The organism is Pseudomonas sp. CK-NBRI-02, assembly GCF_008124495.1.
GTDB classification, from domain to species: Bacteria; Pseudomonadota; Gammaproteobacteria; order Pseudomonadales; family Pseudomonadaceae; genus Aquipseudomonas; species Aquipseudomonas guariconensis.
The window spans coordinates 289,078-313,698 of sequence record NZ_VSJH01000006.1 but is presented as its reverse complement, the minus strand read 5'-3'; the positions used below and the strand labels follow the sequence as shown (position 1 = coordinate 313,698).

Annotated in this window: 21 protein-coding genes; all 21 read left to right on the top strand. The window is 55.7% G+C overall.

From position 1 onward, the window contains the following. Positions 1 to 114: 114 nt before the first annotated feature. Positions 115 to 1,200 (top strand): 3-phosphoserine/phosphohydroxythreonine transaminase, encoded by a 1,086-nt coding sequence (gene serC, locus DQ397_RS05970; RefSeq protein ID WP_167358068.1) that lies wholly within the window; start codon positions 115 to 117, stop codon positions 1,198 to 1,200. Then, complete coding sequence (gene pheA / locus DQ397_RS05965) at positions 1,200 to 2,294, top strand: prephenate dehydratase (protein WP_023379266.1); 1,095 nt, start codon at positions 1,200 to 1,202, stop codon at positions 2,292 to 2,294. Before serC ends, pheA begins: the two co-directional genes overlap by 1 nt. Positions 2,295 to 2,445: 151 nt before the next feature. Continuing rightward, positions 2,446 to 4,653 (top strand): bifunctional prephenate dehydrogenase/3-phosphoshikimate 1-carboxyvinyltransferase, encoded by a 2,208-nt coding sequence (locus DQ397_RS05960; RefSeq protein ID WP_043206676.1) that lies wholly within the window; start codon positions 2,446 to 2,448, stop codon positions 4,651 to 4,653. Next, complete coding sequence (gene cmk, locus DQ397_RS05955; protein WP_043206590.1) at positions 4,650 to 5,336, top strand: (d)CMP kinase; 687 nt, start codon at positions 4,650 to 4,652, stop codon at positions 5,334 to 5,336. The genes DQ397_RS05960 and cmk overlap by 4 nt, the downstream gene beginning before the upstream one ends. 124 nt (positions 5,337 to 5,460) lie before the next feature. Beyond that, positions 5,461 to 7,140 carry a 30S ribosomal protein S1 gene (gene rpsA, locus DQ397_RS05950; RefSeq protein ID WP_043206589.1) on the top strand — a complete coding sequence of 560 codons (1,680 nt, stop codon included), beginning with the start codon at positions 5,461 to 5,463 and terminating at the stop codon, positions 7,138 to 7,140. Between the two features lie 319 nt (positions 7,141 to 7,459). After that, a complete protein-coding gene (ihfB, locus tag DQ397_RS05945; RefSeq protein WP_043206588.1) occupies positions 7,460 to 7,756 on the top strand; it encodes an integration host factor subunit beta in 297 nt (98 codons plus the stop codon). Between the two features lie 15 nt (positions 7,757 to 7,771). Next, the gene (locus DQ397_RS05940; protein ID WP_043206587.1) at positions 7,772 to 8,035 is read left to right on the top strand and encodes a LapA family protein; all 264 of its coding nucleotides are present in this window, start codon (positions 7,772 to 7,774) and stop codon (positions 8,033 to 8,035) included. 100 nt (positions 8,036 to 8,135) lie between these two features. After that, a complete protein-coding gene (locus DQ397_RS05935; protein ID WP_043206586.1) occupies positions 8,136 to 9,572 on the top strand; it encodes an MBL fold metallo-hydrolase in 1,437 nt (478 codons plus the stop codon). A 205-nt stretch (positions 9,573 to 9,777) separates the two neighbouring features. After that, positions 9,778 to 10,833 (top strand): LPS O-antigen chain length determinant protein WzzB, encoded by a 1,056-nt coding sequence (locus tag DQ397_RS05930; RefSeq protein WP_043206585.1) that lies wholly within the window; start codon positions 9,778 to 9,780, stop codon positions 10,831 to 10,833. A gap of 427 nt (positions 10,834 to 11,260) precedes the next feature. After that, positions 11,261 to 12,571: a UDP-N-acetyl-D-glucosamine 6-dehydrogenase gene (gene wbpA, locus DQ397_RS05925; protein ID WP_043206584.1), complete on the top strand. Its 1,311-nt coding sequence runs from the start codon at positions 11,261 to 11,263 to the stop codon at positions 12,569 to 12,571. Positions 12,572 to 12,644: 73 nt separating this feature from the next. Continuing rightward, complete coding sequence (wbpB, locus tag DQ397_RS05920; RefSeq protein WP_043206583.1) at positions 12,645 to 13,595, top strand: UDP-N-acetyl-2-amino-2-deoxy-D-glucuronate oxidase; 951 nt, start codon at positions 12,645 to 12,647, stop codon at positions 13,593 to 13,595. A 101-nt stretch (positions 13,596 to 13,696) separates the two neighbouring features. Beyond that, complete coding sequence (locus DQ397_RS05915) at positions 13,697 to 15,556, top strand: acyltransferase family protein (protein WP_043206675.1); 1,860 nt, start codon at positions 13,697 to 13,699, stop codon at positions 15,554 to 15,556. Continuing rightward, on the top strand, positions 15,553 to 16,128 hold the full coding sequence (gene wbpD / locus DQ397_RS05910; protein WP_043206582.1) for a UDP-2-acetamido-3-amino-2,3-dideoxy-D-glucuronate N-acetyltransferase: 576 nt from the start codon (positions 15,553 to 15,555) through the stop codon (positions 16,126 to 16,128). Before DQ397_RS05915 ends, wbpD begins: the two co-directional genes overlap by 4 nt. Before the next feature lies 1 nt (position 16,129). Beyond that, complete coding sequence (locus tag DQ397_RS05905; protein WP_043206581.1) at positions 16,130 to 17,212, top strand: DegT/DnrJ/EryC1/StrS aminotransferase family protein; 1,083 nt, start codon at positions 16,130 to 16,132, stop codon at positions 17,210 to 17,212. A gap of 3 nt (positions 17,213 to 17,215) precedes the next feature. Further along, positions 17,216 to 18,532: a polymerase gene (locus DQ397_RS05900; RefSeq protein ID WP_148921508.1), complete on the top strand. Its 1,317-nt coding sequence runs from the start codon at positions 17,216 to 17,218 to the stop codon at positions 18,530 to 18,532. After that, positions 18,529 to 19,764, top strand: coding sequence for an oligosaccharide flippase family protein (locus DQ397_RS05895; protein WP_043206580.1), 1,236 nt, complete (start codon positions 18,529 to 18,531; stop codon positions 19,762 to 19,764). Before DQ397_RS05900 ends, DQ397_RS05895 begins: the two co-directional genes overlap by 4 nt. Further along, on the top strand, positions 19,761 to 20,369 hold the full coding sequence (gene hisH / locus DQ397_RS05890; RefSeq protein WP_043206579.1) for an imidazole glycerol phosphate synthase subunit HisH: 609 nt from the start codon (positions 19,761 to 19,763) through the stop codon (positions 20,367 to 20,369). The genes DQ397_RS05895 and hisH overlap by 4 nt, the downstream gene beginning before the upstream one ends. Next, positions 20,369 to 21,124, top strand: a complete 756-nt coding sequence (locus tag DQ397_RS05885; RefSeq protein ID WP_043206578.1) for an AglZ/HisF2 family acetamidino modification protein — start codon at positions 20,369 to 20,371, stop codon at positions 21,122 to 21,124. The genes hisH and DQ397_RS05885 overlap by 1 nt, the downstream gene beginning before the upstream one ends. A 149-nt stretch (positions 21,125 to 21,273) precedes the next feature. Beyond that, positions 21,274 to 22,407: an N-acetyl sugar amidotransferase gene (locus DQ397_RS05880; protein ID WP_043206577.1), complete on the top strand. Its 1,134-nt coding sequence runs from the start codon at positions 21,274 to 21,276 to the stop codon at positions 22,405 to 22,407. A 16-nt stretch (positions 22,408 to 22,423) separates the two neighbouring features. After that, positions 22,424 to 23,533 carry a glycosyltransferase family 4 protein gene (locus tag DQ397_RS05875; RefSeq protein ID WP_043206576.1) on the top strand — a complete coding sequence of 370 codons (1,110 nt, stop codon included), beginning with the start codon at positions 22,424 to 22,426 and terminating at the stop codon, positions 23,531 to 23,533. An 8-nt stretch (positions 23,534 to 23,541) separates the two neighbouring features. Then, positions 23,542 to 24,606 (top strand): non-hydrolyzing UDP-N-acetylglucosamine 2-epimerase, encoded by a 1,065-nt coding sequence (gene wecB, locus DQ397_RS05870; RefSeq protein ID WP_043206575.1) that lies wholly within the window; start codon positions 23,542 to 23,544, stop codon positions 24,604 to 24,606. Positions 24,607 to 24,621: the final 15 nt, after the last annotated feature.

Here is a 24,621-nt window from a genome sequence, read left to right as displayed (position 1 = left end):
GCAGCGTCCTCAAGGACGGTGCACTACCTGTGGAAGCGGGTAAACCCGCTTCCCAGGGTGCTCGGCAGTATCGAAGATTGTAGATTTGTACTATTTGGCAGAGCGAGAGTGGATGTGAGCAAACGAGCCTTTAACTTCTGCGCAGGCCCTGCCGCGCTTCCTGACGCTGTCCTGCAGCGTGCCCAGGCCGAAATGCTGGACTGGCGTGGCAAGGGCTTGTCCGTGATGGAGATGAGCCATCGCAGCGATGACTACGTGGCCATCGCCGAAAAGGCCGAGCAGGACCTGCGCGACCTGCTGTCCGTCCCCTCCAACTACAAAGTCCTGTTCCTGCAGGGTGGTGCCAGCCAGCAGTTTGCCGAGATCCCGCTGAACCTGCTGCCGGAAAACGCTACGGCCGACTACATCGAGACTGGCATCTGGTCGAAGAAGGCCATCGAAGAGGCGCGCCGCTTCGGTCATGTCAACGTCGCCGCTAGCGCCAAGCCCTACGATTATTTGGCTATTCCGGGACAGAACGAGTGGAACCTGACCAAGAACGCTGCCTATGTCCATTATGCCTCCAACGAGACCATTGGTGGCCTGCAGTTCGACTGGGTTCCGCAGACCGGTGACGTTCCTCTGGTGGTCGACATGTCGTCCGACATCCTGTCGCGCCCGATCGACGTCTCCCAGTACGGTCTGATCTATGCCGGTGCGCAGAAGAACATTGGCCCGAGCGGTCTGGTGGTGGTGATCGTGCGCGAAGACCTGCTCGGTCGCGCCCGTAGCCATTGCCCAACCATGCTCGACTACAAGGTCGCGGCCGACAACGGCTCGATGTACAACACTCCTGCCACCTATTCCTGGTACCTCTCGGGCCTGGTGTTCGAATGGCTCAAGGAGCAGGGCGGGGTCGAGGCCATGGAGCAGCGCAACCGCGCCAAGAAGGACCGCCTGTACGGTTTCATCGATGGTAGCGAGTTCTACACCAACCCGATCAGTCACAATGCCCGCTCGTGGATGAACGTGCCGTTCCGCCTGGCCGACGAGCGCCTGGACAAGGCCTTCCTGGCCGGCGCCGATGCCCGTGGTCTGCTCAACCTCAAGGGCCATCGTTCGGTCGGCGGCATGCGCGCCTCGATCTACAACGCCCTGGGCCTGGAAGCGGTCGATGCCTTGGTGGCCTACATGGCCGAGTTCGAGAAGGAGCACGCTTGATGTCCGATCAGGAACTCAAGGCGCTGCGCGTACGCATCGACAGTCTCGACGAGAAGATCCTCGAGCTGATCAGCGAGCGCGCCCGTTGCGCCCAGGAGGTGGCCAAGGTCAAGACCGCCTCCCTGGCCGAAGGCGAGAAGCCGGTGTTCTACCGGCCCGAGCGTGAGGCTGCTGTGCTCAAGCGCGTCATGGAGCGCAACAAGGGCCCGCTGGACAACGAAGAGATGGCGCGGTTGTTCCGCGAAATCATGTCCTCCTGCCTGGCCCTGGAAGAGCCGCTCAAGGTTGCCTACCTCGGCCCTGAAGGCACCTTCACCCAGGCCGCGGCCATGAAGCACTTCGGTCATGCCGTGGTCAGCCGTCCGATGGCTGCCATCGATGAAGTGTTCCGTGAAGTGGCGGCAGGTGCCGTCAACTTCGGTGTGGTGCCGGTGGAAAATTCCACCGAAGGTGCGGTGAGCCATACCCTGGACAGCTTCCTCGAGCATGACATGGTGATCTGTGGCGAAGTCGAGCTGCGTATCCACCACCATTTGCTGGTGGGCGAGAACACCAAGACCGACAGCATCACGCGCATCTATTCCCACGCTCAGTCCCTGGCCCAATGCCGCAAGTGGCTGGACGCGCACTACCCGAATGTCGAGCGCGTGGCGGTGTCCAGCAACGCCGAGGCCGCCAAACGGGTCAAGGGCGAGTGGAATTCGGCGGCCATCGCCGGCGATATGGCGGCCAATCTGTACGGCCTGACCCGCCTGGCCGAGAAGATCGAGGACCGCCCGGATAACTCCACGCGCTTCCTCATGATCGGCAACCAGGAAGTGCCGCCGACCGGCGATGACAAGACCTCGATCATCGTCTCGATGAGCAACAAGCCAGGTGCCCTGCACGAGCTGCTGGTGCCTTTCCATGAAAACGGCATCGACCTGACCCGTATCGAGACCCGCCCGTCGCGCAGCGGCAAATGGACCTACGTGTTCTTCATCGATTTCGTCGGCCATCACCGCGACCCGCTGATCAAGGCGGTGCTGGAGAAGATCAGCCAGGAGGCTGTGGCGCTCAAGGTGCTGGGGTCCTATCCGAAGGCGGTGCTTTGATCGAAAACCTTTGGTTTTCGCGCGGTACCTGTGGGAGCGGCCTCGTGTCGCGATGGGCTGCCCGGCAGCCCCCTGCGGTCTCACTGACTGGCATAGTTTCTAAACAGGGTTCGCACTCGTGGTAGATGCAGTTACAACCAAACCCGCGCCGATCATCGGCCGCCTGGTCGTCGTAGGCCTGGGCCTGATCGGCGGGTCATTCGCCAAGGGCCTGCGCGAAAGCGGCCTGTGCCGGGAAGTGGTCGGCGTCGATCTGGATGCCCAGTCGCGCAAGCTGGCCGTTTCGCTCGGCGTGGTCGATCGCTGCGAGCAAGACCTCGACGTGGCCTGCGTCGGCGCCGACGTGATCCAGTTGGCCGTGCCCATCCTGGCGATGGAAAAGGTCCTGGCCCATCTCGCGCGCCTGGACCTGGGCGATGCAGTGATCACCGATGTGGGCAGCGCCAAGGGCAATGTGGTGCGTGCCGCACGTGAGGCCTTTGCCGGACGTCTGTCGCGTTTCGTCCCGGGCCACCCGATCGCAGGCTCCGAGCAGAGCGGCGTGGAGGCCTCCAATGCCGCACTGTTCCGCCGCCACAAGGTCATCCTCACGCCACTGCCGGAAACCGATCCGGCCGCCGCGGCCGTGGTCGACCGCCTGTGGCGCGCGCTGGGTGCCGATGTGGAGCACATGCCGGTGGAGCGCCATGACGAAGTCCTGGCCGCCACCAGCCACCTGCCGCACTTGCTGGCGTTCGGTCTGGTCGATTCCCTGGCCAAGCGCAATGAAAACCTGGAGATCTTCCGGTACGCTGCGGGAGGCTTCCGCGATTTCACGAGAATCGCCGGCAGCGACCCGATCATGTGGCACGACATCTTCCTCGCCAACCGCGAGGCTGTCCTGCGCACCCTGGATACATTTCGCAGCGATCTCGACGCCTTGCGCGACGCGGTCGATGCAGGGGACGGGCACCAGCTGCTGGGTGTATTCACCCGCGCCCGGGCTGCCCGCGAGCATTTCAGTAAAATCCTGGCCCGCCGGGCCTATGTGGACGCTATGAACGCCAACGATCTGATTTTCCTGGCCCAACCTGGTGGCCGCCTGTCCGGACGGATCCGCGTTCCGGGCGACAAATCGGTTTCCCATCGCTCGATCATGCTTGGCTCGCTGGCCGAAGGTACCACCGAGGTCGAAGGTTTCCTCGAAGGCGAGGACGCCTTGGCGACCTTGCAGGCCTTCCGGGACATGGGTGTGGTCATCGAAGGCCCGCACCATGGTCGTGTGACCATCCATGGCGTCGGCTTGCACGGCCTCAAACCGCCACCCGGCCCGATCTACCTGGGTAACTCCGGTACCTCGATGCGCCTGCTGTCGGGTCTGCTGGCCGGCCAGCCGTTCGATGTCACCATGACCGGCGATGCCTCGCTGTCCAAGCGCCCAATGAACCGTGTGGCCAATCCGCTGCGCGAGATGGGTGCAGTGGTCGAGACCGGTCCTGAAGGCCGTCCGCCGCTGACCATCCGTGGCGGCCACAAGCTCAAGGCGCTCAACTACACGCTGCCGATGGCCAGTGCCCAGGTCAAATCCTGCCTGCTGCTGGCTGGCCTGTATGCTGAAGGCACCACTACCGTCACCGAGCCTGCGCCGACTCGCGACCATACCGAGCGCATGCTGCGCGGCTTTGGTTATGCGGTCGAGACCAACGGCCCGGTCGCTTCGCTCAAGTCGGGTGGCAAGCTCAGTGCAACCCGCATCGAGGTGCCGGCGGATATCTCCTCGGCGGCGTTCTTCTTGGTCGCGGCTTCGATCGCCGAGGGTTCGGAGCTGGTGCTCGAGCATGTCGGCATCAACCCGACCCGTACCGGCGTTATCGATATCCTGCGCCTGATGGGCGGCGACATTACCCTGGAAAACCAGCGTGAAGTTGGCGGTGAGCCGGTCGCGGACCTGCGCGTGCGCGGTGCCAAGCTCAAGGGGATCGAGATCCCCGAGCACCTCGTGCCGCTGGCCATCGATGAATTCCCGGTGCTGTTCGTGGCTGCCGCCTGCGCCGAAGGGCGTACCGTGCTGCGCGGCGCCGAGGAACTGCGCGTCAAAGAATCCGATCGCATCCAGGTCATGGCTGACGGCCTGCTGACCCTGGGCGTGAAGTGCGAGCCAACCCCCGATGGCATCATCATCGATGGCGGCCAGATCGGCGGCGGCGAAGTGCACGGTCACGGTGACCACCGGATCGCCATGGCCTTCAGCGTTGCCTCGCTGCGTGCTAGCGCGCCGATTCGCATCCATGACTGCGCCAACGTCGCCACGTCCTTCCCGAACTTCCTGGCGCTGTGCGCCGAGGTTGGCATTCGGGTCGCAGAAGAGGGCAAATCGTGAGTTCGCAAGCGCCAGTCATCACCATCGATGGGCCAAGCGGTTCGGGCAAGGGCACGGTCGCGGGCATTCTGGCCCGCGAGCTGGGCTGGAAGCTGCTTGATTCCGGCGCCCTGTACCGCCTGCTGGCGTTCAATGCCGTCAACCACGGCGTCGACCTGACCAACGAAGAGTTGCTCAAGGCCTTGGCCGCCCATCTGGATGTGCAATTCGTCGCCGCGGAACCGGGTAAGCTGCAACAGATCATCCTCGAGGGTGAGGATGTCAGCAACGTGATCCGCACCGAAACCGTCGGCGCCGGCGCCTCCATGGTCGCTTCGCTGCCCGCAGTGCGCGAAGCGTTGCTGCAGCGTCAGCGCGCCTTCCGCGAAGCGCCTGGCCTGATCGCTGACGGTCGCGACATGGGCACCGTGGTCTTCCCGGACGCGCCCTTGAAAGTGTTCCTCACCGCCAGCGCGGAGGAGCGGGCACGGCGTCGCTATTTGCAGTTGAAGGGCAAGGGCGATGATGTTAGTCTGGCGAGTCTGCTAGATGAGATTCGTGCGCGCGATGAGCGCGACACCCAGCGCGCGGTGGCCCCGCTGAAACCAGCGGCCGATGCCATCCAACTGGACTCCACCGAGTTGTCCATCGAGCAGGTGTTGCAACGTATCAGGAGCGAGCTCGCCCAGCGCGATCTGCTCTGATAGCCAGGAGAACAGGCAGGGGCACCAGTCAACGTCCTGCCGGTTTTCCTTTATATGAACGAAACCCACATTGTCTGGAATGTGGCTATGGGCGTCTGTTTCGCCCGAATCTACAGGAATTAAAATGAGCGAAAGCTTTGCAGAACTCTTTGAAGAAAGCCTGAAAACCCTCAATCTGCAGCCGGGCGCGATCATCACCGGTATCGTTGTCGACATCGACGGCGACTGGGTTACCGTTCACGCTGGTCTGAAGTCCGAGGGCGTCATCCCGCTCGAGCAGTTCATCAACGAAGCTGGCGAGCTGACCATCAAGGTCGGTGACGAAGTTCACGTTGCGCTGGACGCGGTCGAAGACGGCTTTGGCGAAACCAAGCTGTCCCGTGAAAAAGCCAAGCGCGCCGAGTGCTGGATTGTTCTGGAAGCAGCTTTCGCCGCCGAAGAAGTGGTCAAGGGCGTTATCAACGGTAAGGTTAAGGGCGGCTTCACTGTCGACGTTAACGGCATCCGTGCGTTCCTGCCGGGCTCCCTGGTTGATGTCCGCCCAGTGCGCGACACCACCCACCTGGAAGGCAAAGAGCTGGAATTCAAGGTCATCAAGCTGGACCAGAAGCGCAACAACGTTGTCGTTTCCCGTCGCAGCGTGCTGGAAGCCGAGAACAGCGCCGAGCGCGAAGCCCTGCTGGAAACCCTGCAGGAAGGCCAACAGGTCAAGGGTATCGTCAAGAACCTCACCGACTACGGCGCCTTCGTGGACCTGGGCGGTATCGACGGCCTGCTGCACATCACCGACATGGCTTGGAAGCGCATCAAGCACCCGTCGGAAATCGTCAACGTTGGTGACGAAGTCGACGTTCGCGTCCTGAAGTTCGACCGTGAGCGCAACCGCGTTTCCCTGGGTCTGAAGCAAATGGGCGAAGATCCGTGGGTTGCCATCACCTCGCGCTACCCAGAAGGTACTCGCGTACAGGCTCGCGTTACCAACCTGACCGACTACGGCTGCTTCGCTGAGCTGGAAGAAGGCGTTGAAGGTCTGGTACACGTTTCCGAAATGGACTGGACCAACAAGAACATCCACCCGTCGAAAGTCGTTCAGGTTGGCGACGAAGTGGAAGTCATGGTTCTGGACATCGACGAAGAGCGTCGTCGTATCTCCCTGGGCATCAAGCAGTGCAAGTCCAACCCATGGGAAGACTTCTCCAGCCAGTTCAACAAAGGTGACAAGATCACCGGTACCATCAAGTCGATCACCGACTTCGGTATCTTCATTGGCCTGGACGGCGGCATCGACGGTCTGGTTCACCTGTCCGACATCTCCTGGAACGAGTCCGGCGAAGAAGCCGTACGTCGCTTCAAGAAGGGCGACGAGCTGGAAACCGTCATCCTGTCGGTTGACCCAGAGCGCGAGCGCATCTCCCTGGGTATCAAGCAACTGGAAGACGATCCGTTCTCCAACTTCGTTGCTCTGAACGACAAGGGTGCAATCGTCAAGGGTATCGTCAAGGAAGTTGACGCCAAAGGCGCCATCGTTACCTTGGCCGACGACATCGAAGCTACTCTGAAAGCTTCCGAAATCAGCCGTGACCGCGTTGAAGACGCTCGTAACGTCCTGAAGGAAGGCGAAGAGATCGAAGCCAAGATCATCAGCGTCGATCGCAAGTCCCGCGTTATCAGCCTGTCCATCAAGTCGAAGGACGACGCTGAAGAGCGCGAAGCTATCCAGAGCCTGAAAAACGCCGCTCCGGAAGCTGCTGCCGACACCACCATGGCTGCGCTGCTGCGCGAAGCGATGGCCAAGCAGAACTAAGTTCTGTTTGATCGGTAAAAGAGGGCGACTTCGGTCGCCCTTTTTTGTGCCTATTTGAAAACAAGCAGATACCGCCCTCGCGTCGCGTGCCGCTTCTGTAGACGCTGACGAAGCCTGCAAAGCGGCGCCAGCTCCCCCTGAATCAATTCACTGCGCCTCGCCTGGTTATTCGGCCATTCCCTACTGCTCATCTCGCTTCCCAGTCTCCTGCAATCTTGAATTTTTTTATTAAGTCAAGATCCACCCTGTTCAAATCCGTCGGGGCGTGCTACAAACTGGTTAAGCAATGATCTAGCTGCTTGATAACGAAGGGAAAAATATGACGAAGTCGGAGCTGATCGAACGTATTGTCACCCATCAAGGGCTGCTCTCGTCCAAGGACGTGGAGTTGGCCATCAAGACCATGCTTGAACAGATGTCACAATGCCTAGCCACCGGTGATCGCATCGAAATCCGTGGTTTTGGCAGCTTTTCCTTGCACTACCGCTCACCACGGGTAGGGCGTAACCCCAAGACCGGCCAGTCGGTGAATCTTGAAGGCAAGTACGTACCGCACTTCAAGCCCGGCAAGGAACTGCGCGATCGCGTCAACGAAGAAGACCAGGTCCCGCACTGATAAAGGAACAGCCTGATGCGTAACCTCAAGCGTGCCTTGGCGGCACTCTTCGTGCTGCTGCTGGCGGCGGTGGTCCTGTTCTTCGTTCTGGAGAATCAGCAAGCCGTCTCCTTGGTCTTGTTCGGTTGGACTGCACCGGCGGTCCCTGTAGCGATACTGGTGATCGCCGCATTGGTCGTTGGCCTGGCTGTCGGTCCGCTGCTCGGCGCTTACGGCGTGCTTCGCAGCAAGCGCAAGATCCGTGCTTCTGCCCGCCAGGCGGCCCTGTCTGGCAACTGAGGATTTTTCCTTCCAGGGGCGGCGAATCCTGCCCTGTATCCTCCAGCTGAATGAATGAAGTAATAGCGCGCTTCAATTCAGACTTTGGAGGTTCAGCAGCATGCAATTCCCTACGCTTTCACACCACGGTGCTATCCGTGGTGTGACCGGCTCATGCCATCAACTTCACATCGACAGCGCGACCAGCCTGTTGATCGACTGCGGCCTCGAGCAGGGCGGTGATGCCGCTCTGAAAGGTGAGAGCGCTTCGCTCGGTTTCGCCATCGATGGAATCCAGGCGCTGATCGTTACCCATGTGCACCTAGACCACGTCGGGCGTATTCCCGCCTTGCTCGCCGCCGGCTACCGCGGCCCGATCATCTGCAGCGAGCCCTCTGCGCGCTTGTTACCCTTGGTGCTGGAAGATGCCTATAAGCTCAGCGTCACTGCCGAGCCTACCCAGGTCGAGCGATACCTGGAATTCCTCGAGAAATTGATAACCCCCGTACCCTTCGAACAATGGCACACCATCGTAGATCGAGAAGGACTCGTATGCCGCATCCGGCTGCAGCGCGCCGGGCATCTGCTCGGTTCTGCCTATGTCGAGTGCGATGTATGTAAAGCGGATTCGCCCAGCAGCACGCGTGTCGTATTTTCCGGAGACCTGGGTGCTGCGCATAATCCATTGCTCAAGCCCGTACAGCCACCAGAGCGAGCGGACGTGTTGGTGCTCGAAAGCACCTACGGCGATCGCCTACATGCTGACCGCAGCGAACGCCAGCAACGACTGGAAGCGGCCATTGATCGCGCGTTGTCCGATCACGGCACCCTCATGATCCCCGCCTTCAGCCTCGGGCGTACCCAAGAGTTGCTCTACGAGCTCGAAGACATCCTGCACCGCAAAGCCCTGCTCGCGCCCCGCAGCGAGAATACCGGGAGTGATCCCCTTGATTGGTCGCAACTCCCCATCATCCTCGATTCGCCCCTGGCCCAGCGCATTACCCGCGCGTACCAAGACCTGCATCAGTTCTGGAACGCCGAAGCCCGGCAACGTTTATATGAAGGCCGCAACCCCTTGAGCTTTGAACAACTGATATGCGTGGATACACACGCCAAACATCAGCAAGTGGTCAATTACCTTAAAAGTACGGGACGTCCCGCTATCGTGATTGCCGGTAATGGCATGTGCTCCGCCGGGCGCATCGTCAATTACCTCAAGGCTATGGTGGGCGATCCCAGACATGAAGTGATGTTTGTCGGTTATCAGCCAAAAGGCACACCCGGTGCCGTCATCCAAGCGAGTCAGGGGGCAGAAGGTTTTGTGCAAATTGACCTAGACGGCAGAATGTACGAAGTGCGGGCGAAAGTGATGAGTTTGGAGGGTTATTCGGCCCATGCGGATCAGGCAGCACTGGTCGATTTTGCACGAGGGCAGGGGAGTGCCGCGAGGGAAGTAGTGCTCGTGCATGGCGAGGAGCGTGCTAAGCGAGCATTGGCTGGAGCGCTTCAGCGAGCGTACGAAGCGACGAATGAGGCGCTAACTGTCTCGATCCCGTGACCGTTTGGCGGTTCGGCAAATTCTCATCGGAGTTCCGGGAACTTTTTCTGAAGAGCCTCTTCTATCATTGATTAACGCTTAAGGCGTGAAGTCCGACGAGCATACTGGTAAATTGGCACCACGCGTGAAGCGGGGCGGCCGGTATGCTTGTCGCCTGCCTAGGAATGTGCGATAGCTAAGACGGATCAGAGGAAAAATAGAATAAATGCGCAGTGAACGTGAGCGCCTGAGTGGTGAAGCTGAGGATGAGATTGATCTGTTCGAGCTGATCGAGGGGTTGTGGAAGAAAAAGCTACTGATCATTTTAGTGGCAGTTGTAGTGACAGTAATGGCACTGGCGTATGTTCTGCTAGCGACCCCAATTTATGAAGCCAAGGTTTTTGTGCAGGCTCCGTCTCAAAATGATATTGCACCACTCAATTATGGGCGTGGTGGGAAAAGCGAGCTAAAACCGTTCACAATAAAGGATGTTTCAGGCATCTACTCACGTACGCTTCAATCGGAATCGCTGCGCAGGGAGTTTTTTCGTAAGTACTATATCCCTAGTTTGAGCGAAGAGCGGCGGAGCGGCTCTCAAGATTCGCTGTACAACCAGTTTAAGAAAACTCTGACACTGGGCGTGGTTAGCAAGGATGCGCCGGATCGCTTTTTCGTAATGGCGCAACTTCCAGACCCGCGGCAGGCCTCAGAATGGGTTGCCCGTTATGTGGAAATGGCGGGTGATCAGGCCAAGGCCGAGATTATTAAGGATGCTCGTGCGGATGCGATGGTCAAGGCAGATAATCTTGAGCAGTTGGTAAGGGCGTCCCGTGAAAGTGCGCGAAAACAACGGGAGGATAGAATTGCAAAGTTGACAGAGGCGCTCAGGGTTGCGCGCTCTGTGGGATTGGAAAAACCGCCGATCATTTCTTATGGGCCTTCCAGCGAGGTATCCGCGGATATGGATGGACCGTTGACCTATATGCGGGGTGCCAACGCGCTGGAGGCAGAGATCAAAAATCTGCGCAGCCGTACTTCTGATGATCCGTTTATTGAAAACCTGCGTGAGAAGCAGGAGTCTTTAAATTTCTATCGCTCCTTGCGAGTTGAACCGAGTGTTGTTCAAGTGTATCGCCAAGATGGTGCATTGGAATCTCCCGATCGACCGGTTAAGCCCAACAAGCCAATGATTGTGGCCCTGGGAGCGATTTTCGGTGTATTGCTGGGTGGATTCTTGGCTTTGATTGTTCATCTCTGGCAGGCACGAGTGCGGCGAGATTAGGCAGGTCCACGACGTTGTGTTTGGCCTTAACGGCAATGTCGGATGCTGACGCCTGGGTGACGAATGGCGCCTAACAGACAGGGGTGGACGCAAAAGGACTGCAAGCTTGAACCTCGCAGATTCGTTCCTTTCGACGCAATATTGGTTGATTTCATGGGGGGGCGGTCTCAACCCTTAGGATGATTCTAAAAATCTCTTATGGATCGCTGAGGCCTTACCCCCTATGATTGGATGTTCATTTTGGCGCCGGTAAGGTAGATTTTTGATCGGACTTTAGTGGGCGCTTCTTTGATTATGCGGCACCGTGTGATGGGCGCGTGGTGTAGCGGAAAGGATTCGCTCGTCTAACGAATGAATCGATAGGTTCGAATACCCCGTTATAGCGGTCGTGGAGACGGGCAGGAAAATTCAAGGTGAGTTGGGAAGAATGACAGACATGAAGGCAGTGGTAACGAAGTTCAAAAGCCGAGAGGCCTTGATTGGTATCGTAGGGCTCGGCTATGTCGGTTTGCCACTGATGCTGCGATACAACGCTATTGGTTTCAACGTGCTGGGCATCGACATCGATGAGGTCAAGGTCGGCAAGCTGAATGCTGGAGAAAGCTATATTGAGCACATCCCGGCGGCCAGCATCGCCAAAGCACGTGAAACAGGCTTCGAGGCCACTGTCGATTTTACGCGTGTCAGCCAATGTGATGCCTTGATCCTGTGCGTGCCTACGCCGCTGAACAAGTATCGCGAGCCGGACATGAGTTTTGTCATCAATACCACTGACGCGCTAAAGCCTTATCTGCGCGCAGGACAGGTGGTGTCGCTGGAAAGCACGACGTACCCAGGCACGACCGAAGAGGAATTGCTGCCTCGTGTTCAAGAGCGTGGCTTGGTCGTTGGGCAGGACATCTTCCTCGTCTATTCGCCGGAGCGTGAAGATCCGGGCAATCCTAATTTTGAAACTCGTACCATTCCGAAAGTGATTGGCGGTCATACCCCTCAATGCCTTGAGGTCGGCATCGCGCTCTACGAGCAGGCCATCGATCGCGTCGTGCCGGTTAGCTCGACCAAGGCCGCAGAGATGACCAAGTTGTTGGAGAATATTCATCGTGCGGTCAACATCGGTTTGGTCAACGAGATGAAAATCGTCGCTGATCGCATGGGCATCGATATCTTCGAAGTGGTCGATGCTGCAGCTACAAAACCCTTTGGCTTTACCCCCTATTACCCAGGCCCTGGTTTGGGCGGCCACTGCATCCCGATCGACCCTTTCTATCTGACATGGAAGGCACGTGAGTATGGCCTGCATACCCGCTTCATCGAATTGTCCGGTGAGGTCAACCAGGCCATGCCTGAGTATGTGTTGGGCAAGCTGATGGACGGTTTGAATGAGTCCGGTAAGGCGCTCAAAGGTAGTCGAGTGCTAGTGTTGGGCATTGCCTACAAGAAGAACGTCGACGATATGCGTGAGTCGCCTTCTGTCGAGATCATGGAACTCATCGAGGCCAAGGGGGGCGTGGTGGCTTATAGCGATCCGCATGTACCGGTCTTCCCTAAGATGCGTGAACACCACTTCGAGCTGAGCAGTGAGCCGTTGACGGCCGAAAACCTGGCAAGCTTCGACGCTGTCGTTTTGGCCACCGATCACGATAAATTTGATTATTCCCTGATCGAGGCAAAGGCAAAGCTGATCATTGACAGTCGTGGTAAGTATCGCGCTCCGGCTTCGCACATCATCAAAGCCTGATCGGCATCACCAGCAAATTGATCCGCTCATGCCGTGAGGACTGAGCGGATTTATCCGTTTCAAAGGAATCCCTATGAAAAATTTTGCTCTTATCGGTGCCGCCGGCTATATCGCTCCTCGGCATATGCGCGCCATCAAGGATACCGGTAACCGTTTGGTCTCCGCATACGATATCAATGACTCGGTCGGCATTATTGACAGCATTTCGCCACAGAGCGAATTCTTTACTGAGTTTGAGTTCTTCCTTGATCACGCTCACGGCCTCAAGCGTGACGCGGCGACCGCGCTGGATTATGTATCGGTCTGTTCGCCGAATTACCTGCATCACCCTCATATCGCCGCAGGGCTGCGCCTGGGGTGCGATGTCATTTGCGAAAAACCGTTGGTACCGACGCCTCAGCAGTTGGACGAGCTGGCACGAGTTGAGCAAGAAACTGGTAAGCGCCTATATAACATCCTACAATTGCGTCACCACCAGGCGATCCTCGCTTTAAAAGATAAAGTAGCCCGAGAAAACAATCCACATAAGTACGAAGTTGATCTGACTTATATTACGTCGCGCGGAAAGTGGTACCTGCAGAGCTGGAAAGGTGACCCGCGCAAGTCGTTCGGTGTAGCCACCAATATCGGCGTTCACTTTTACGACATGCTGCATTTCATTTTCGGCAAGCTGCAGCGTAACGTCGTACACTTCACTTCCGAGCACAAAGCCGCTGGCTACTTGGAATATGAAAATGCGCGCGTGCGCTGGTTCCTGTCGGTGGATGCCAACGATCTGCCTGAGTCGGTGAAGGGCAAGAAGCCGACCTACCGTTCGATCACAGTCAACGGAGAGGAGATGGAATTCTCCGAAGGTTTCACCGACCTGCATACCACTAGCTATGAGGAAATCCTGGCTGGTCGAGGCTATGGCATTGAAGATGCTCGCCATTGTGTTGAGACGGTCAACACCATTCGCAGTGCAGCGATTGTCACGGCTGCGAACAGCGAAGCCCATCCCTTCGTTCAGGCACTGTACCGCTGATGGGATGATGCATACGGGTGGCTTTCAGTCACCCGTTCTCAAGGTTTACAGCAGGATCGCGAGTCAGCGTGTCGAACGAAAATTTTCAAAAGCCGAACGATATGGAGGCGCAGCGGTCAGGGCGCAGTATCCGGCTTGATGTCCAGGGTTTGCGTGCCGTTGCGGTACTCGCAGTCTTGCTCTATCACGCCAATAGCGGCTGGCTGAAGGCCGGCTTCGTCGGTGTCGATGTGTTTTTTGTCATATCAGGCTTCATCATTACTGCCTTATTGACCGAACGGAGCGAGAAAATCGATCTCGCGGCGTTCTATATCAGTCGTATCAAACGCATTTTCCCAGCGTACTTCACGATGATGGTCGCGGTGTGTGCGCTGTCAACGGTCCTGTTCCTGCCGGCGGACTTTTCTTTCTTTCAGGAAAGCCTGAGGTCCTCGGCGCTGTTTTTCAGCAATCACTATTTCGCTGGTTTTGGCAGCTATTTCGCACCACGCGCTGATGAATTACCCCTGCTGCATACGTGGTCGTTAGCTATTGAAATGCAGTTTTATCTGTTTTTCCCGCTGATACTCGTATGTGTCCCAAAGCGCTTTCACCTCGCGGCATTTGCATTCTTGGCAGTGGGGCTGTTCGGTTGGAGCGCCTACAGCTCGTTCGGCGATGCACAGGCTGCCCAGTACTTTTCTCTTGTGGCGCGAACGCCAGAGTTCATGGTCGGTGCTGCCGTTGCCTTGCTGATGCGCCAGCGCGAGCTTCCAATTGTGCTTGCCAGGGTGTTCGGTTTTGGCGGAGCGATTCTGCTGATCTGGGCATTTGTGGCCATTGATAAACAGTATTTTCCTGGCTTCTGGGCCGTCGTGCCTTGTGTTGGTGCCGGGCTGCTGATTGCAGCAAGGCGTGGCCCTGTTAATTCATTGTTGGCCACCAAGCCTTTGGTCTGGGTTGGTGGAATTTCCTATTCGTTGTACCTGTGGCATTGGCCGATTCTCGCGTTTATCCGCTATTACACGGGGCAGTACGAGCTTACGCCAGGGTGGCTGTTGACGTTTGTGGCAAGCGCTTTCCTGTTGTCGTGGCTTTCCTATCGATTCATAGAAACACCGGCGAGAAACGCCACCGGCATGCTGCACCAAGTACGCAGAGGGGGCTTGGCTTTGGCGTTGGTGGTGTTGATGATCTGGGGTGGGCCGCGTGTGAACGCCTCGCTCGTGGCGCCTCTGCCTGTTGAGTTGACGCGTTATGCGCCTCCCGAGCTGATTTGTCATGGTACGCAGGTCGGGGAATGCAAGAGGGGCAAACCGCAAGCAGAGGTTTCTGTCCTGGTGCTCGGTGACAGTCACGCAGCCCAACTGAATTACTTCTTCGACCAGGTTGGTCAAGAGCAGGGCGTGGCGTACCGCGTGCTGACGGCCAGTAGCTGTGTACCGATTCCAGGATTTGATCTGGAGCGACTGCCGGGGTGGGCTCAAAAACCTTGTCGTGCCCAAATCGAAGCGGTAGCGCGTGAGTTACCAAAGGTCGACCGGGTGATTATCGCGGGTATGTGGCAGTACCAGATGCAGAGTCCGGTATTTGCCAAAGCCCTTGCTGATTTTCTCCAGGACATTGCAAACGCCCATAAACAGATTGTAGTGCTAGCTCAGGTGCCGATGTTCGAGACGGATGTCCAGCGAGTCCGACGTTTCACTGAAATCGGGTTGCCTGCACCGTTGACACTCAATCGTGAATGGCAGTCTGCCAATCAGCAAGTCAAGAGCATCGTCGACCGCACGCCAGGTGTGCGCTACTTGGACTTTTCCGACAGCTCCTTTTTCGCCGCGGCACCCTATCAGCAAGGTTTGCTTATATATCGCGATAGTCACCACCTCAATGAAGTGGGGGCAACGCGATATGGGCACTTTGCGGCTGGGCAGTTGCAACGTGCATTCGACCAACCTCAGTCCAGTGTGAGTCTGAAGCCATGAATTACTACCAGCACCCGAGCGCCATCGTCGATGAGGGCGCGCAAATCGGTGAAAACTCCCGTGTCTGGCACTTTGTCCATGTTTGTGCCGGTGCCCGTATCGGCGCAGGTGTTTCGCTCGGCCAGAATGTCTTTGTCGGCAACAAGGTCGTGATCGGCGATCGCTGCAAAGTTCAGAACAATGTTTCGGTCTATGACAACGTAACCTTGGAAGAGGGGGTTTTCTGTGGACCGAGCATGGTGTTTACCAATGTCTACAATCCCCGTTCACTTATTGAGCGCAAGGACCAATACCGCGATACGTTGGTGAAAAAAGGCGCGACACTAGGTGCCAACTGCACCATCGTCTGCGGTGTGACCATCGGTGAGTACGCCTTTGTGGGTGCCGGGGCAGTCATCAACAAGGATGTGCCGGCTTATGCGCTGATGGTAGGGGTCCCTGCCCGTCAGATTGGGTGGATGAGTGAGTTCGGTGAACAACTGCAAATGAGCGATCAGGGTGAGGCTGTCTGTTCTCATACAGGCGCGCGCTACGTGTTGAATGGAAGTAACTTGGACAAGGTAGGTGTTTGAGATGATTGAGTTCATTGACCTGAAGTGTCAGCAGGCGCGCATCAAGGATAAGATCGACGCCGGTATTCAACGGGTACTGAGCCATGGTCAGTACATTCTGGGGCCGGAGGTACAAGTGCTCGAGGAGCGCCTCGCTGCTTTTGTAGGCGCCAAATACTGCATCAGTTGTGCAAATGGCACTGATGCCCTACAGATTGCACAGATGGCCTTGGGTATCGGCCCAGGGGATGAAGTCATTACGCCAGGTTTCACCTACATCGCAACGGCCGAGACGGTCGCATTGTTGGGGGCTAAGCCGGTTTACGTAGACGTCGACCCTCGCACCTACAATCTTGATCCGAAGCTGCTTGAAGCGGCCATTACGCCGCGGACCAAAGCGATCATTCCGGTTTCGTTGTATGGCCAATGCGCGGACTTCGATGCCATCAATGCAATCGCCTCCAAATACGGCATTCCGGTCATTGAGGATGCTGCGCAGAGCTTTGGTGCGTCCTATAAAGACAAGCGCTCGTGCAATCTCACCACCATCGCCTGCACAAGCTTTTTCCCCAGTAAGCCATTAGGTTGCTACGGTGACGGTGGCGCGATTTTCACTAATGACGAGGCGCTGGCCACTGTTCTCCGTCAAATTGCGCGTCATGGCCAAGACCGACGTTACCACCATATTCGAGTAGGGGTGAACAGTCGTCTGGATACGCTGCAGGCGGCTATCTTGTTGCCGAAGCTGGAGATTTTCGAAGAGGAAATTGCCCTGCGTCAGCAGGTGGCGGGGTGGTACGACGCAGTGCTCAAGCAGGCGGGGGTCGATAGCACGCCCTTCATCGAAGCTGGCAACGTCAGTGCGTACGCTCAATACACCGTGCAAGTGGACGAGCGAGATGCCGTTCAGAAGCGCCTGCAAGCAGCAGGTGTACCGACTGCCGTTCATTATCCGATCCCTCTCAACAAGCAGCCCGCAGTTGCGGATGAAACCTGCATGTTGCCGGTTGGCGATCAGATTGCCACTCGCGTGATGAGTCTGCCTATGCACCCTTATCTGGATGAGGCGTCCATCGATACCATTTGTGCTGCGTTGACGAACTGACGCATGTATATACTTGCTCGGATCGACAGGTCTGTCCTGCTGAATACCCTATTATTATTCGCCTACTTCTCTGCGGTAGTGTGGGTGAATAATAGTTACATATTTTTTCTCTATGAGTATATGGGAGCGGCAAAGAAGACTGCCAATTTCGGGCTGTATCCATACCTGCTTGTGCTGGCGTTTATCTGCGCAGTATTATGCGGTGGTGACATCCGTAGACCGGGTGACCTATTGGTGACTTTGTTGATCGTGGTGTTGGTACCACACGCACTTGTACTCAATGGAGCCAATCAATTTTCGCCCGATGCCCAACCGTGGTCGGGCGTACCGTTGGCGGTGGCCTTGGGCATTTTGCTCATTGGCACCGCCAACAAGATCAGGTTTTTGCCCCGCAGTGATGGGCAGCGTGAGAACCAGGGTCGTAGAGTATTGATACTGCTATCGGTGCTCAATCTGGCCGTATTGACATTTATTTTTTTAAAAAGCGCCGGCTATTTTTCGCTCGATTATGCTGGGCAATATCTTCGTCGCGCGGTTGCGCGAGAGGTGTTTGCTGCAGGCTCCGTCAATGGCTACTTGTCTTCAATCGGTACTCAGGCTTTCTTTCCTGTGCTCTTCGCCTGGGGGGTCTACAAACGGAAATGGCTTTATGTCGCTCTGGGTGTGCTCAACGCGTTGGTGTTGTGGGGGGCTTTTGGGCAGAAGTATCCGTTTATAGTGCTCATTCTGATCTACGGCCTAATGATGTATTTTCGGAAATTTGGTCGGGTCAGTGTTTCTTGGATCGTCGGTGCATTACTCGCCTTGTTGCTGATGGGGGCGTTGGAGCATGAGGTATTAGGATATTCGTACCTGAATGACTACCTGTTGCGGCGCGCGTTTATCGTGCCTTCTACTTTGTTAGGCGCGGTGGATCAATTTGTGACGCAGTTCGGCTCCAATTATTACAGTGATACGTTGCTGGGGGTCTTCTTTGGCCAGGGGCGTGCGGAAACATTGACGTTTCGGTTGGGGAGCGAGATTTATAATAATCCTAGCATGAATGCGAATGTGAATTTTTTTGCGATTGCTTACATGCAGGCGGGTTATCTGGGTGTTTGGGTGGAGTCGTTGGTGGTGGCGGCCATCGTCATACTCATGAACTTCCTTTTTTCACGATACCGGGCGTTCATGGCCATTCCGGTTGCCTTGCTATTTACGACGAAAATCCTTGAACAATCGTTGTTGACTGTGCTTTTGGGGTCGGGAGTATTCGTGATGTTGATGTTCTTGGTGCTCATCTCCTTCCCATTCAAGCTGTCATTGAAGAGAGTGCCATGAGAGCGGTATTCATCAATCGAGTTGTGCGTGTGCTGGCAGGTACGCTGGGTGCCCAATTGATCACTATTGGTGTCACACTGTTGTTGGTCCGGCTCTACTCTCCAGCGGAAATGGGGGCATTTAGCGTATGGCTTTCGTTCGCCACCATCTTTGCTGTCGTGGTCACCGGGCGATATGAACTGGCAATCTTTTCCACACGAGGCAATGACGAATTCCATGCCGTGGTGAAGCTAGTGCTGCAGCTCATTTTGGTAGTGTCGGTCGTAGTCGCTGTGGGGGTTGTCCTGGCCGAGCAGTTCGTGTCCTCGATGCCTGGCGTGGTCGGTGAGTTCTGGTTGGCGCTGGCGCTGGTTTCCCTGGGGTTGGGTGCAAACAAGTTGGTCCTGTCATTGCTCACCTTTCAGCAGGCCTTCAATAGATTAGGGGGCGCGCGCGTAAGTCTTGCTGCTTGCATTGCCATTGGCCAGGTTTCAGCTGCTTATCTCGTAGGGGGAGTTTCGGGGCTGATCTACGGCCAATTATGGGGTGTGCTGGTGGCCACTGTCTTGGCCGCATTCTGGGTGGGCAAGCCGTTGTTCGTTGCCTGTGCCGCCACGCCGTCTCGAGCCGTTCGCCAAGTGGCGGTACAGTTTATGAACTTCCCGAAATTTTCCTTGCCTGCCGATCTGATCAATACAGTCGCAAGCCAAATTCCGGTTGTTCTATTGGCGACAAAATTCGGCGGCGAGAGTGCGGGCTGGTTTGCCTTGACGCTCAAGATCATGGGGGCGCCGATCTCGCTTTTGGCTGCCTCAGTCCTTGATGTGTTCAAAGAACAGGCCGCTCGGGACTTTCGGGATACTGGGAGTTGCCGAAGCGTTTTCTTGAAAACGTTCAAATTGCTGGCGTTGCTGGCGCTACCTCCCTTCATTGCATTCTGGTTTGTGGGTGAGTGGGCGTTTGGTTTTATATTTGGTGAGGCCTGGGCAGAGTCGGGGCGTTACGCCGTATTGATGATCCCACTTTTTTACATGCGCTTTATTGTTAGCCCACTCAGTTATACGATTTATATTGCCCAACGTCAGAATCTGGATTTGTTCTGGCAGTTGGCTTTGTTGGTGTTGACAGTCGCCTGCTTTACATTGCCAGTGACCGTGGATGCGGTGTTGTGGCTCTACTCAGTGGGCTATGCCGCTATGTATTTCATTTATTTCTGGATGTCCTTCCACTGCGCCAAGGGAGATGTCAAGTGATTGTTGTTGTTGATTATGGTGTGGGGAACATTGCTTCGGTCCTGAACATGCTGAAGCGCGTGGGCGCGAATGCCAAGGCTTCCAGCAGTCCGGAAGACATTCAACAGGCAGACAAACTCATTCTGCCGGGTGTTGGAGCTTTCGATGCTGGTATGCAGACACTGCGGAACAGCGGCTTGGTGGAGGTGCTTAACGAACAGGCGTTAGACAAGTGCAAGCCCGTGATGGGGGTATGCTTGGGTAGCCAGATGCTGGGCAATGGCTCCGAAGAAGGACAAGAGCCTGGTCTTGGCTGGATCGATATGGATGTAGTTCTTTTCGAGAAGCGAGAGGGCCGTAAAGTGCCCCATATGGGTTGGAACGAAGTCACGCCGCAGCGGCAGCACCCCATTCTGACCGGTATAGACCAAATGAGTCGGTTCTACTTCGTCCATAGTTATTATATGGTGCCTCGGCAGGTGGAGAATATTTTGCTGACCTCAAACTACGATCAGCAATTTGCGGCGGCGGTAGTCAAGGAAAACATTTTCGGTTTTCAGTTTCACCCGGAAAAAAGTCACAAATTTGGCATGCAGCTATTTAAGAATTTCGTGGAGCTGGTCTAATGGTCAGGAAACGCGTTATTCCCTGTTTGTTAATCCAAGATCGCGGTCTGGTCAAGACCGTGAAGTTCAAAGACCCCAAGTATGTGGGTGACCCCATCAACGCCATACGCATCTTCAACGAAAAGGAAGTTGATGAGTTGGTGCTGCTCGATATCGAGGCCTCCCGGCTTAACCGTGAGCCGAACTACGAGCTGATCGCGGAGGTGGCGGGTGAGTGTTTCATGCCTATTTGCTACGGGGGCGGGATCAAGACCCTCGACCATGCCGAGCGAATTTTCAAGCTAGGTATCGAGAAAATTTCAATCAATACAGCGGCTTTCGCCAACTTGGCGCTCATCCGGCAGATTGCCGACAAATTCGGCTCACAGAGTGTCGTTGGGTCCATGGATTGTCGTAAGGGATTCTGGGGCGGTTATTCTGTATACTCCGACAACGGAATGAAAGATACCAAGCGCTCCCCGGTGGACTGGGCGCAGGCGCTTGAGGCGGCAGGTGTTGGCGAAATTTTCCTGAACTCGGTAGATCGAGACGGCACGCAGAAGGGCTTTGACACCGCACTGGTCGAAAGCGTTGTCTCGCAAGTACACGTGCCTGTCATCGCTTGCGGTGGCGCAGGCTCTATGGCCGATCTGACCGACCTTTTTGACCGTACCGGCGTTTCGGCTGTGGCCGCAGGTAGTCTTTTTGTGTTCCACGGCAAGCATCGTGCCGTACTGATCAGTTACCCGGACATCAACAAGTTGAATGCCGGGTAAGCGCATTTGAAATTTCTGAAAGGCAGTCTCGTGGACTGGAGAGCCCCTTGCTTTGGGGCGGGCCGCTGCCTTGATTGACAACAAAATTCAGGTCTGCTGGTGAGGCACCTCAACAGACAGGCCAATGAGAACGTTTCAGGAGGTTGGGAGTGGTGAAGGTTTGTTCGCGCTGTGTCATGGATACATCTGACGCTGAAATCGTGTTCGATGATGCGGGAGTGTGCAATCACTGCCATAAATTTGACAACGTCCAGTCCAAGCAATTGTTCTCCGATGGCAGTGGTGAACAGCGCCTGCAGAAGATTGTCGATCAGATTAAGAATGAAGGTGCTGGCAAAGACTACGACTGTATCATTGGTCTTAGCGGCGGTGTGGACAGTTCCTATCTTGCTGTGAAAGTCAAAGACTTGGGGCTGCGTCCATTGGTGGTGCATGTGGATGCAGGTTGGAACAGTGAACTGGCTGTTAGCAACATCGAAAAAATCATCAAGCACTGCGGTTATGACCTGCACACGCATGTGATGAACTGGGAAGAAGTTCGTGACTTACAACTTGCTTACATGAAAGCGGCCGTCGCTAACCAAGATGTGCCGCAGGATCATGCCTTCTTTGCAAGTATGTATCATTTTGCGGTCAAGAATAATATCAAATATATTCTTAGTGGCGGAAATCTCGCAACTGAAGCGGTGTTTCCAGATACATGGCACGGCAGTGCGATGGATGCGATCAATCTGAAAGCCATTCATAAGAAGTATGGTGAGCGGCCGCTGAAAGACTATAAGACCATCAGCTTTTTTGAATACTACTTCTGGTACCCGTTCGTCAAAGGCATGCGCACGGTTCGGCCCTTGAACTTCATGAACTATGATAAGGCCAAGGCTGAAGCCTACCTGCAGGAAACAATAGGCTATCGGTCCTATGCGCGTAAGCATGGAGAGTCTATTTTTACCAAGTTATTCCAAAATTATTATCTGCCTACCAAGTTTGGTTATGATAAGCGCAAACTCCACTACTCTAGCATGATTCTTTCTGGGCAGATGACTCGAGACGAAGCCCAACATAAGCTTGCAGAACCTCTTTATGATCCGGCTGAGCTTCAACTGGATATCGAGTACTTCTGCAAAAAAATGCGTATTACACAGGCGCAGTTCGAGGCTTTGATGAAGGCGCCGATTCACGAGTATTCCGACTTTGCAAATTGGGACTCGCGGCAGCAGGGCGCAAAGAAAATTCAACTGCTGGTGCAGCGCCTGTTGGGGCGTCGTATCAATGTCTATTCCTGACGGATAAGGAACAGGCATGTCTAAAATTGCTCACCTCACATCGGTTCACTCGCGCTACGATATTCGTATTTTCCGCAAGCAATGCAGGACATTGGCCCAGGCGGGGCACGAGGTGTGCCTGATCGTGGCTGATGGAAAGGGTGACGAGGTCAAGGACGGCGTGCGTATTATTGACGTCGGCAAACTATCTGGTCGTTTGAATCGGATCTTCAAGACTACTCGTAAAGTCCATGATCGTGCGCTGGCCTTGCAGGCCGATATCTATCAGCTGCATGATCCTGAATTGATACCTGTCGGTGTCAGGTTGAAAAAGCATGGCAAGAAAGTGATCTTCGACTCCCATGAAGATGTCCCCAAGCAATTGCTGAGTAAGCCGTATTTGCACCCTCTGGCGAGGCGAATTGTGGCGGGCGTGTTTTCAGGCTATGAGAAATATGCTTGCCGAAAGCTGGATGCGATCCTCACTGCGACACCGCATATTCGAGACAAATTTAAGAATATCAATAAAAATGTCTTGGATGTCAATAATTTCCCGATGTTGGGGGAGTTGGATGCGATGGTGCCTTGGACCCACAAAAAAAACGAAGTTTGTTATGTGGGCGGTATAACGTCCATTCGTGGCATTCGTGAGGTGATCAACAGTTTGGCGTTGGTGAAGACCGGAGCGAGGTTGAACCTTGTCGGCCGATTTTCTGAGCCTGACGTTGAACGCGAAGCGAAAACACTTAGGGGTTGGCAGGCAGTCAACGAGCATGGGCAGTTGGACCGCGAAGAGGTTCGGGACGTGTTGGGTAGTTCCTTGGCCGGTTTGGTGACGTTTCATCCGTTGCCTAACCACATAGATGCCCAACCAAACAAGATGTTCGAGTATATGTCGTCGGGTATTCCGGTCATCGCTTCGAACTTCCCCCTTTGGCGGGAAATCATCGAGGGTAGTAATTGCGGGCTTTGTGTTGACCCGTTGCAGCCGACAGCCATTGCAGAGGCGATTGACTACCTAGTTTCTCACCCAGAGGAAGCCGCAGCCTTGGGCCGTAATGGTCAGCGCGCTGTGAACGAGCGCTATAACTGGGATCTAGAAGGGCGCAAGCTACTGCAGTTCTATACCGAGCTACTGAACAAGTGAGATTTTGAATGAAAGTCCTAACCATTATCGGTGCACGCCCTCAGTTCATCAAGGCAAGCGTGGTTTCCAAGGCAATTATGCAGCAGCCTGCACTGACAGAGGTCATTGTGCATACCGGCCAGCATTTCGATGCCAACATGTCGGATATCTTTTTTGAGCAGCTTGGTATTCCGAAACCCAACTACCAATTGGACATCCATGGCGGCACCCACGGGCAGATGACCGGTCGGATGCTGATGGAAATCGAAAACGTCATCTTGAAAGAACAGCCTGATCGCGTGCTGGTCTATGGCGACACCAACTCCACGTTAGCGGGTGCGTTGGCTGCGTCCAAGCTGCATGTGCCGACTGCACACATCGAAGCGGGGCTGCGCAGCTTCAACATGCGTATGCCTGAAGAGATTAACCGTATCCTCACCGATCAGGTCAGCGACATTCTGTTCTGCCCGACCCAAGTGGCTATCGATAACCTCAAAAGTGAAGGTTTCGAGCACAAGCCGGTAAAAATCCTGAATGTTGGCGATGTGATGCAGGACAGCGCCCTATTTTTTGCTCAGCGTGCTAGTGCCCCGTCGGGGATTTCCGTTGAGGACGGTTTCATTCTTGCGACTTTGCATCGTGCGGAAAATACTGACGACCCTGCCCGTCTCACCTCGATCGTGGAAGCATTGAACTTACTGCAGCGCAATGCAGCCCCTGTCATTCTACCTTTGCACCCGCGTACCCGAGGGGTCATCGAGCGTCTAGGACTCAAGCTGGAGGTCCAAGTAATCGACCCTGTTGGTTACCTGGAAATGATCTGGCTGCTTCAGCGCGCTGGTCTGGTGCTCACCGACAGCGGCGGGGTTCAGAAAGAAGCCTTCTTCTTTGGTAAGCCTTGCGTCACGATGCGTGACCAGACTGAATGGGTCGAACTGGTAACCTGTGGCGCGAATATTCTGGTGGGAGCGGACCGCGACAAGATCGTTGACGCAGCCAGCGCAAGTCTGGGCAAGCAGGTGCAGGACGATGGCCAACTGTATGGCGGTGGTCAGGCGGCAGGCCGGATTGCGGAGTACTTGGCCAAACTGTAACGCTTCGCACCCTGA

Excerpts from the sequence above, each read along its gene's own strand:
- DQ397_RS05930 (WP_043206585.1), top strand. The coding sequence starts at position 9,778 with ATGCGCAGTGAACGTGAGCGCCTGAGTGGTGAAGCTGAGGATGAGATT.
- DQ397_RS05875 (WP_043206576.1), top strand. The coding sequence starts at position 22,424 with ATGTCTAAAATTGCTCACCTCACATCGGTTCACTCGCGCTACGATATT.
- pheA (WP_023379266.1), top strand. The coding sequence starts at position 1,200 with ATGTCCGATCAGGAACTCAAGGCGCTGCGCGTACGCATCGACAGTCTC.
- wbpA (WP_043206584.1), top strand. The coding sequence starts at position 11,261 with ATGACAGACATGAAGGCAGTGGTAACGAAGTTCAAAAGCCGAGAGGCC.
- wecB (WP_043206575.1), top strand. The coding sequence starts at position 23,542 with ATGAAAGTCCTAACCATTATCGGTGCACGCCCTCAGTTCATCAAGGCA.
- rpsA (WP_043206589.1), top strand. The coding sequence starts at position 5,461 with ATGAGCGAAAGCTTTGCAGAACTCTTTGAAGAAAGCCTGAAAACCCTC.
- DQ397_RS05905 (WP_043206581.1), top strand. The coding sequence starts at position 16,130 with ATGATTGAGTTCATTGACCTGAAGTGTCAGCAGGCGCGCATCAAGGAT.
- DQ397_RS05900 (WP_148921508.1), top strand. The coding sequence starts at position 17,216 with ATGTATATACTTGCTCGGATCGACAGGTCTGTCCTGCTGAATACCCTA.
- ihfB (WP_043206588.1), top strand. The coding sequence starts at position 7,460 with ATGACGAAGTCGGAGCTGATCGAACGTATTGTCACCCATCAAGGGCTG.
- wbpD (WP_043206582.1), top strand. The coding sequence starts at position 15,553 with ATGAATTACTACCAGCACCCGAGCGCCATCGTCGATGAGGGCGCGCAA.
- DQ397_RS05885 (WP_043206578.1), top strand. The coding sequence starts at position 20,369 with ATGGTCAGGAAACGCGTTATTCCCTGTTTGTTAATCCAAGATCGCGGT.
- DQ397_RS05915 (WP_043206675.1), top strand. The coding sequence starts at position 13,697 with ATGGAGGCGCAGCGGTCAGGGCGCAGTATCCGGCTTGATGTCCAGGGT.
- DQ397_RS05935 (WP_043206586.1), top strand. The coding sequence starts at position 8,136 with ATGCAATTCCCTACGCTTTCACACCACGGTGCTATCCGTGGTGTGACC.
- DQ397_RS05895 (WP_043206580.1), top strand. The coding sequence starts at position 18,529 with ATGAGAGCGGTATTCATCAATCGAGTTGTGCGTGTGCTGGCAGGTACG.
- wbpB (WP_043206583.1), top strand. The coding sequence starts at position 12,645 with ATGAAAAATTTTGCTCTTATCGGTGCCGCCGGCTATATCGCTCCTCGG.
- DQ397_RS05940 (WP_043206587.1), top strand. The coding sequence starts at position 7,772 with ATGCGTAACCTCAAGCGTGCCTTGGCGGCACTCTTCGTGCTGCTGCTG.